This is a genomic window from Methylobacterium nigriterrae (genome assembly GCF_037106235.1).
In the GTDB taxonomy this organism is placed as follows: Bacteria; Pseudomonadota; Alphaproteobacteria; order Rhizobiales; family Beijerinckiaceae; genus Methylobacterium; species Methylobacterium nigriterrae.
The window spans coordinates 1-7,110 of record NZ_JBAWTG010000183.1 but is presented as its reverse complement, the minus strand read 5'-3'; the positions used below and the strand labels follow the sequence as shown (position 1 = coordinate 7,110).

Annotated in this window: 6 protein-coding genes; 3 read left to right on the top strand and 3 right to left on the bottom strand. The window is 64.9% G+C overall.

Going from position 1 to position 7,110, the window contains the following annotated elements:
- Position 1: 1 nt before the first annotated feature.
- The 3 genes from WDW90_RS33405 to WDW90_RS33395 all read left to right on the top strand — a co-directional run bounded on the left by WDW90_RS33405 (position 2) and on the right by WDW90_RS33395 (position 1,742).
- Entirely contained in the window at positions 2-520 is a 519-nt protein-coding gene (locus WDW90_RS33405) for an SRPBCC family protein (RefSeq protein WP_336491967.1), read from the top strand.
- 5 nt (positions 521-525) lie between these two features.
- Positions 526-1,158, top strand: a complete 633-nt coding sequence (locus tag WDW90_RS33400; protein ID WP_336491966.1) for a dihydrofolate reductase family protein — start codon at positions 526-528, stop codon at positions 1,156-1,158.
- Between the two features lie 200 nt (positions 1,159-1,358).
- Positions 1,359-1,742, top strand: a complete 384-nt coding sequence (locus WDW90_RS33395) for a VOC family protein (protein WP_336491964.1) — start codon at positions 1,359-1,361, stop codon at positions 1,740-1,742.
- Positions 1,743-2,161: 419 nt separating this feature from the next.
- On the opposite strand, the gene WDW90_RS33390 is transcribed toward WDW90_RS33395, so the two are convergent.
- From WDW90_RS33390 to WDW90_RS33380, 3 genes are all read right to left on the bottom strand, one after another.
- The gene (locus WDW90_RS33390) at positions 2,162-3,196 is read right to left on the bottom strand and encodes an IS110 family RNA-guided transposase (RefSeq protein ID WP_336491963.1); all 1,035 of its coding nucleotides are present in this window, start codon (positions 3,194-3,196) and stop codon (positions 2,162-2,164) included.
- Positions 3,197-4,015: 819 nt separating this feature from the next.
- Positions 4,016-6,019 (bottom strand): AI-2E family transporter, encoded by a 2,004-nt coding sequence (locus WDW90_RS33385; protein WP_336491962.1) that lies wholly within the window; start codon positions 6,017-6,019, stop codon positions 4,016-4,018.
- Positions 6,020-6,549: 530 nt separating this feature from the next.
- A partial coding sequence (locus WDW90_RS33380; RefSeq protein ID WP_336491960.1) for a class I SAM-dependent methyltransferase occupies positions 6,550-7,110 on the bottom strand: 561 nt, incomplete at its 5' end.

Here is a 7,110-nt window from a genome sequence, read left to right as displayed (position 1 = left end):
GATGAACGCAGGCAGACAGGATGACCCCACTGCTGGGAAGGCACGCACGACGGTGGAGCGGACATCGGACAGGGAGCTCGCCGTCACGCGGACCGTCGACGGCCCGGCGCGGATCGTCTTCGAAGCGTGGTCCAGGCCGGAGCTGTTCCAGCGATGGTGGGCGCCCAAATCCTGCGGCGTCTCTTTGATCTCGTTCGAGGCCGATATCCGCACGGGCGGCAGGTACCGTCTGCTGATGGGCCACCCGTCCTCGGAGCAGCCCATGGCGTTCTTCGGCCGATACATCGAGGTGACGCCCCATGCCCGCCTCGTCTGGACCAACGACGAAGGGGGTGAGGATGGGCCCGTCACCACGGTGACCTTCGAGGAAAGGGGCGGCGCGACATGCGTCGTCGTGCACGAGCTCTATCCCTCGAAGGAAGCGCTCGACGATGCCCTGGCCTCTGGAAGCACGAGCGGGTGGGGCGAGCAGTTCGCGCAGCTGGACGACCTGATCGTCATGCTGGACGCAGAGGTCTGACGGCCATGGGAAAGGTTCGCGTAAGAGGTTTCGCCGTGTCCATCGACGGCTTCGGGGCCGGCCCGGACCAGAGCCTGGAGCATCCGCTCGGCAAAGGCGGGCCGGAGTTGATGCGTTGGTTCTTCCCGACGCGGGCCTTTCGATCGATGATCGGGCAAGACGGCGGGACTGACGATCGCTTCGCCGACACCGGGATGGAAGGTTTTGGCGCCTTCATCCTCGGCCGCAATATGTTCGGCCCGATCCGGGGCGAATGGCCGGACGACGCGTGGAAGGGCTGGTGGGGCGACAATCCCCCGTATCATGCGCCGGCCTTCATCCTCACCCATCACGCCCGGGCGCCGATCGTGATGGAGGGCGGGACGACCTTCCATTTCGTCACCGAGGGGATCGAGGCGGCGCTCGCCCAGGCCAAGGCCGCCGCTGGCGACTTGGACGTCAAGATCGGCGGCGGCGTGTCGACGGTCCGGCAGTATCTGCTCGCGGGCGAGATCGACGAAATGCACCTGGCGGTGTCGCCCATTGTTCTGGGCCGGGGCGAGCACCTGTTCGCGGGCATCGACCTGCCGAGCCTGGGCTATCGGGTGACGGAGACGGTCCCAACAGAGCTTGCGACCCACATCGTGCTGACGCGCTGACTGCCGGAAGTGAACCGGGCGTCGCCTCATCGTTCGGAGCCGACCCCCATACGGAAGTTGGAAACGCCCGCTGCCGCCGAAGGCACGAATGGGAGTGGGAAGCCGACGCTTGCTGGAAAGGAAAGCTGGCAGGATCGAGGCCTAATGCGCGTTTAGCTCCGCACAGACCGGTCAACATACAAGCGAGTGGAAAGGCTGAGATGAAGGTGACTGTTTCCATCGACGTCCCGTCGATCGAAGATGGCCTGAAGTTCTTTGGTGATGTCTTCGGTTTTGTCGAGACGTCCCGGCCTCATCCCGGCTACGCAATGTTGACCTCGGGTGATGCGACGATCGGGCTTCTTGCGAAACCGGCGGGATCCTCACCTGCACCAGGAAGCAACGACCTTCGCCGGTACGAGCGCCATTGGACACCGGTGCACATCGATTTCCGTGTTGACGACTTCGAAGGGACGCTCGAACGCGCCTTGGCGAACGGCGCAAGGTCAGAACAGGTGCACCGCGTGCCGGGCTTTCCTCCCGTTGCATTCTGCAGCGATCCTTTTGGGCATGGGTTCTGCATTGTTGGCGTGAACAAGCTTTAGAGCCCCGGTCACATGTGATGCCGGTGAGTTCCCGCGCCTCCGCATTCTTGATGTCCGAACGGTTCCGCAGGAAGTCCAGCACGAGTTGCTCATGGCTTGGCTCATTGGCAAGGCGGGCCAACTGAGACCTACAATCTGAGCTGCTGCAACGTCCTGTGTGGATGGCTCCCGCGTTGCAAGGGGATCTGTGACGGATTGGCGTTTCGGTCGGGTGCCGTCTTGTGTTCGGCCTGTTCGCGCGGTCATTGACCGCTGGCCCTGATGGTTTCCGCGGATGAGGTCCCATTCTGCTTCGCGGGCTTCGACGCCCTCGACGTTTAGCGGGTTGTCCTCGTCCCCGGTCTGACCGGTGCGCCATCACTTCACAGGGTCCTCGCAACCTCCTTCACGCGGTACCGCGCTGATTGGTGAGTTCCTCCTCAGACCGCCGCGATGCCGAGTGCGGGCGTCCGGTAGACCTCGCCCCGGACCATGATGGCCCAGATCGCCCGCGCCGTGCGGTTGGCCATCGCGACCGTGGCGAGGCGGACCGGCTTGCGAGCGAGCAGTGCCTTCAGGCGCGGGTCGGCCGCGCTGGGATGGTGCTTGTTGCGCCGGACGAGCGAGGTCATGCCGGTGACGAGAAGCCGGCGCAGGTACTGGTCGCCCATCTTCGAGATCCGGCCGAGCCGTTCCTTGCCGCCGCTGGAGTTGTTGAGCGGTGTCAAACCCAGCCAGGCCGCAAACTGACGCCCGGAGCGGAAGTGGCTCGGATCAGTGACGGTGGCGGCCAGCGCGGTCGCGCCGAGCAAGCCGACGCCGGGCACGGTGGCGATGCGTCGGGCGAGATCGTTCGAGCGGTACCAAGCCAGCAGGTCGCGTTCGAGCCGGTGGATACTGTCCTGCACCGCGATCGCCTGCTCGGCCAGGGCGCCGATCACCTTGGCGGCCAGCTTCGGGACCTCGTGCGCCTCACCGGCGATCGCACGCCGTACGAAGGCGAGGGCGTGCGTGAGGCCCTTCGGGATATCGATGCCGAACTCGGCCAGCAGCCCGCGGACCATGTTGACCAACTGCGTGCGCTGCCGGACCAGGAAATCGCGCGTCCGATGCAGAGACAAGGCTGATTGCTGCTCGACCGATTTGATCGGCACGAAGCGCATGGTCGGGCGCGTGACAGCCTCGCAGATCGCCTCGGCGTCCGCCGCATCAGTCTTACCGCGCTTTACGTACGGTTTGACGTAGGCCGGCGGCATCAGTCGCACCTCGTGACCGAGGGCCGTGAGTTCGCGCGCCCAATGATGGCTCGCGCCGCAAGCTTCCATGCCGATCAGACAGGGCGGGAGCTTGCGGAAGAAGGGCATCACCTGCGCCCGCCTGAGCGCGCGCCGGACGAGAACCTCGCCCGTGCAACTGATGGCGTGAACTTGGAAGACGTTCTTGGCCAAGTCGATGCCGACGGTCGTGATCTCCATCGTAGTGGCTCCAAGCTCGTGCTGCGCGACAGCACCTTCTTGGCGCTGCTACGCCGGGAGCGGGAGCCATCCAGCCCATCTGCTTCGGAGAAGTCGCCAGAGCCAGCTGAGCGGCCGCATTGGGCGCAAGGCGGAACGTCCGCTTGCGGGCGGCGGTCCAATCACCGCAAACCACCATCTCCAGACGATCGCTTCACGCCCGGTTTGGTCGCTCGGCGGATCCAGCGGTGTGCTTCTTGAGCGAAGGCCTGTCCCGGCGGCCTTCGACGGGACCGGACATCGCTTCATCGACCTCGACTTGGACGCTCACGACCACGCCTACGCGCTCACAGTCCCCAGGGGCCGGTCTGGCGCACACTGACTCCGAGTTCGATGGGATCATCGGTCGTCGGCGAGGGACAACCCGGGGATAACAGGGACAGAGAAGAAGACGATCTCTATAAGAATGCCCCTGTTGTCCCTGAGCAAAGAGGGACGCAACTTGCCCGGAGTCCAGTCACGTTCTCGTCCGGCCCTAACTGAAGGCCGGTCCACTTCGGCCTGGGATGGATCCCTTCGCCGATGATGCCGAGGAGGTCGATGCGTGAAACCGCTCCGAGGCGTGACAGGCCGCCCGAGGACCAATCACAGCCGAGAGAAGAAGAGACAGACAACACTGTTATTTTCCTATCATAATCGACCCGTTGTCCCGGCGGTTCACAACGGGTGGCGGCGGCCCGACTGCCCTCTCGGGGGCCCCACCATGGGGCTCACCGGGGCGCCGGCGCGGCCTTGATCCGGGTCGGCAGGCCCTAGGAGATTCTCTTGCTGGTAGGAAGATCAGGCAGGCGGACCTCCACCCTCATCCATCGACACGAGATTCAGGCCTGGTTGCTTGGCCATCCGCTCGCAGTCTTTGCTCAGAGCCTCCAGGCAGGTCTCAACAGCCTGACGCAACGAGATGACATAGTAATCAGCCCCGACCTCTCGGCGCAGCTCTTGGTCGGTCAGGATCGCATCCTCTGCCGGCCAGAGGCCGACCACGACGGGTCTGCCCGGCACCTTCTCCCGCAAACGCCGCAGCAAATAGCGTAGGTGAGCCGGGTTGCCGCTGATGTCGAGGTAGGAGACGCAAACCATCGCCACCCCGCTCACGTCGAGGTTGCGAACCTTGCCCCGGGATACCGCCTCGTGCGGTACTACCCGGGCCCCGAGGCCGTGCTTGCTCAGAAGCTGGGCGAGCATCGATGCGGCGCCCTCGTCCAACGGTCCCCGACCGGCAATGCACATGACCGGGGCCTCGCCGCGCCAGATCGGCGGACGCTTGTCCATCGCGGGTGCTTGAGCAGGCACAGCCTCGTTCTTCGGGTGCGTCTTCTCGGCCAGGGAGGCGTCCGCCGGATCATCCTCCGGCTCTGTCCCCTCCGGCTTCTCGTCCGGGCGCCCGGCAAACTCCTCGACAAGGGATTGGGTGAGATCCTTGATGGTGTCGAGCTGCTGCGGCTTCAACACGCCGCGCTGGAAGTCGTTGGCGGCGAGTTGCAGTGCTTTGAGCGCCACCTCGTCATAGTAGGAGGAGAGGGAGCGCTCCTTCAGCATCAGCTCCGCCTGCTCCTGCACCTCGTCCGGGTCGCCCGCGAGCATGCGCTGGTAGAAGTTCTCGACAGGCGTCAGCGCTGGCCGGTCGCCGAGCAGCACGTCGAGGAACTCCAGACGCTCAACGTGCCGGCCCAGCACCACGAGGCAGACGGTGAACGGCGTGGCCAGGATCAGGCCGATGGGGCCCCAGAGAAAAGCCCAGAACAGGGTCGAGACGATCACCGCAAAGGGCGACAAGCCAGTCGAGTGGCCATAGAGCAGCGGCTCGACCACATGCCCCATGAGCGGCTCGGTGATCAGGAATAGGGCCGCCGTCCAGATCACCATCGACCAGCCCGGATCCACCGCAGCGGCCAGCGCTAGCGGCGCGGCTGCCGAGATGAAGGCGCCGATATAAGGCACGAAGCGCATTAGGGCCGAGAACACGCCCCAGAGGATCGGGCTTGGCACGCCGATGAACCACAGCCCGATCCCGATGAGCACGCCGAAGGCGGCGTTGATGCCGAGCTGGACTAGGAAGAAGGTGCTCAGCCGTCGGGCGGCGTCGTCCATCGCTGCTGTGGTCTGGTGCAGGTCGCTCGATCCGAACAGACGGATGAGGCGGTTGCGCAGGTCCTCACGTTGCATGAGGATGAAGATCACCACGACAAGCACGATGCCGACCGTGGCCAGGGGGTGGACGAGTGGCCCGAGGACATCGTGTGCGAGCTTCAGAGGTGACGGGTCCGGCTCCTGAACCTGCACCAGCACCGGTTTGGCAGCCTTGCCGGCTCCTGCCTGCGTTTCCGTCGTCCCGGCCGGCGCGGCTGCCTTGTCCGAGGCTTGCTGCACCTGATGGTTGAGGTGGCGGAAGAGGCTTGTGGCGCGACCAACCATCCCCTCCTGCAGGCTGGCGACCTTCCTTTGTACGGTGGTCTGATAGCGGGGCAGATCACCAGCCAGGCTCGTGACCTGCTGCCCGATCACCAAGCCAATGCCGAGGATCAGTCCCAGTGCGATCAGAACGGTGGCTATGACCGAACCGACGCGCCCGAGATGAAGGCGGCGCAGCAGGTTGACCAGCGGGGTGAGCACGAAGCTCAGCAGGACCGCAAGTACCAGCGGCACAAAGATCTCACGCCCGAGATAGAGCGCCGCGATGACCACAACGGCAACGGCCAGCGTGGTGAGGCCTGGCAGACCCGGTGTGGCGGGCGGGGGCACGCGAGTTGGAGCTGGTGAAGGGGGCTGCGGCGGTGCAGGCATTCGGCAATCTCCGTCCGGCGCGGACACGGTCTTGCCTGTGACAGCGAGGCGAGCCGCCGTTAGTTCCCGCTCGCCGGAACCCGGGGGCCGCCCTACAGTTCGGACCCGTACCGAACGGGGGGCAATGTCGGGGTTTGCAGCCCACCGATGATAAGCTCTGTTTCGGCTTTGCACGTGCTCGGACGAAGCGCACATGTGTCCCGGCCGCTGTAGCGGCTGCTCACCTCTGCAACTTGGTTGCGGGAGCTACCGATCCCTCATCGCCAGAGGCGATACTCTGGTTGCCGCAGGTTTCTCTGTCATCGAGGTGGTCAGCACCGACGAGGCTCTCAGCTATTTGGAGAGCCGCTCAGACATCCGTCTCGTCACGACGGACATCAAGGTGCCGCGCTGCTTCAGCGGCCTTGCTCTGGCCGGCTTCGTGAGCCGTCGGTGGTCGCATATTCCCACGCTTGTCCTGGGCTGGCCTCCTGAACCCATTCCGAGCCTGTCCGACTCCGTCACGTTCCTCCCCCACCCGGTGACACTCGCTACCCTCGTCGAGCAGGTTCGGCTGCAGCTGCAGTCGCCGTGCGAGGCGTCCGGCTTGTGCTCTGGTGTCGCGGCTTGTCGAACACCATCATCTTAGCCACGAACGCCGTCACGTCGCTTGTGTGCGTCAAGCCGCAGCTTTGCGCCATCGCGCCGAAATCCTCATCGACGTATCCAGCATAGTACGGCTCGTGAAAGTTCTGCGGGAATAGGTCCAGGAGCCCGTCGTACTCGAACTTGTCACCACGCTGGAGCGAGTCCGCCACCACGAGCCGGCCGCCGGGCTTCAGCACACGGGCGAATTCACGAAACATGATCCGGCGCACCTTAGGGGGGAGCTCGTGGAACATGAAGATGCTGGTCACCGCGTCCTGGCTCGCATCCGGTAGCGGGATCGCCTCGCCATTGGCCACGAGCAGCCTCATCCAGCCCCAGTGTTTCAGGTGCCGCTGGGCTTCGCGTGCGTAGGCCTCCGACATATCGATCCCAAGCATCGGCAGCCTCGGCCAAGCCTGCTTCGCGAAGTGAAGAAACCGTCCCGTGCCGCAGCCGACATCGAG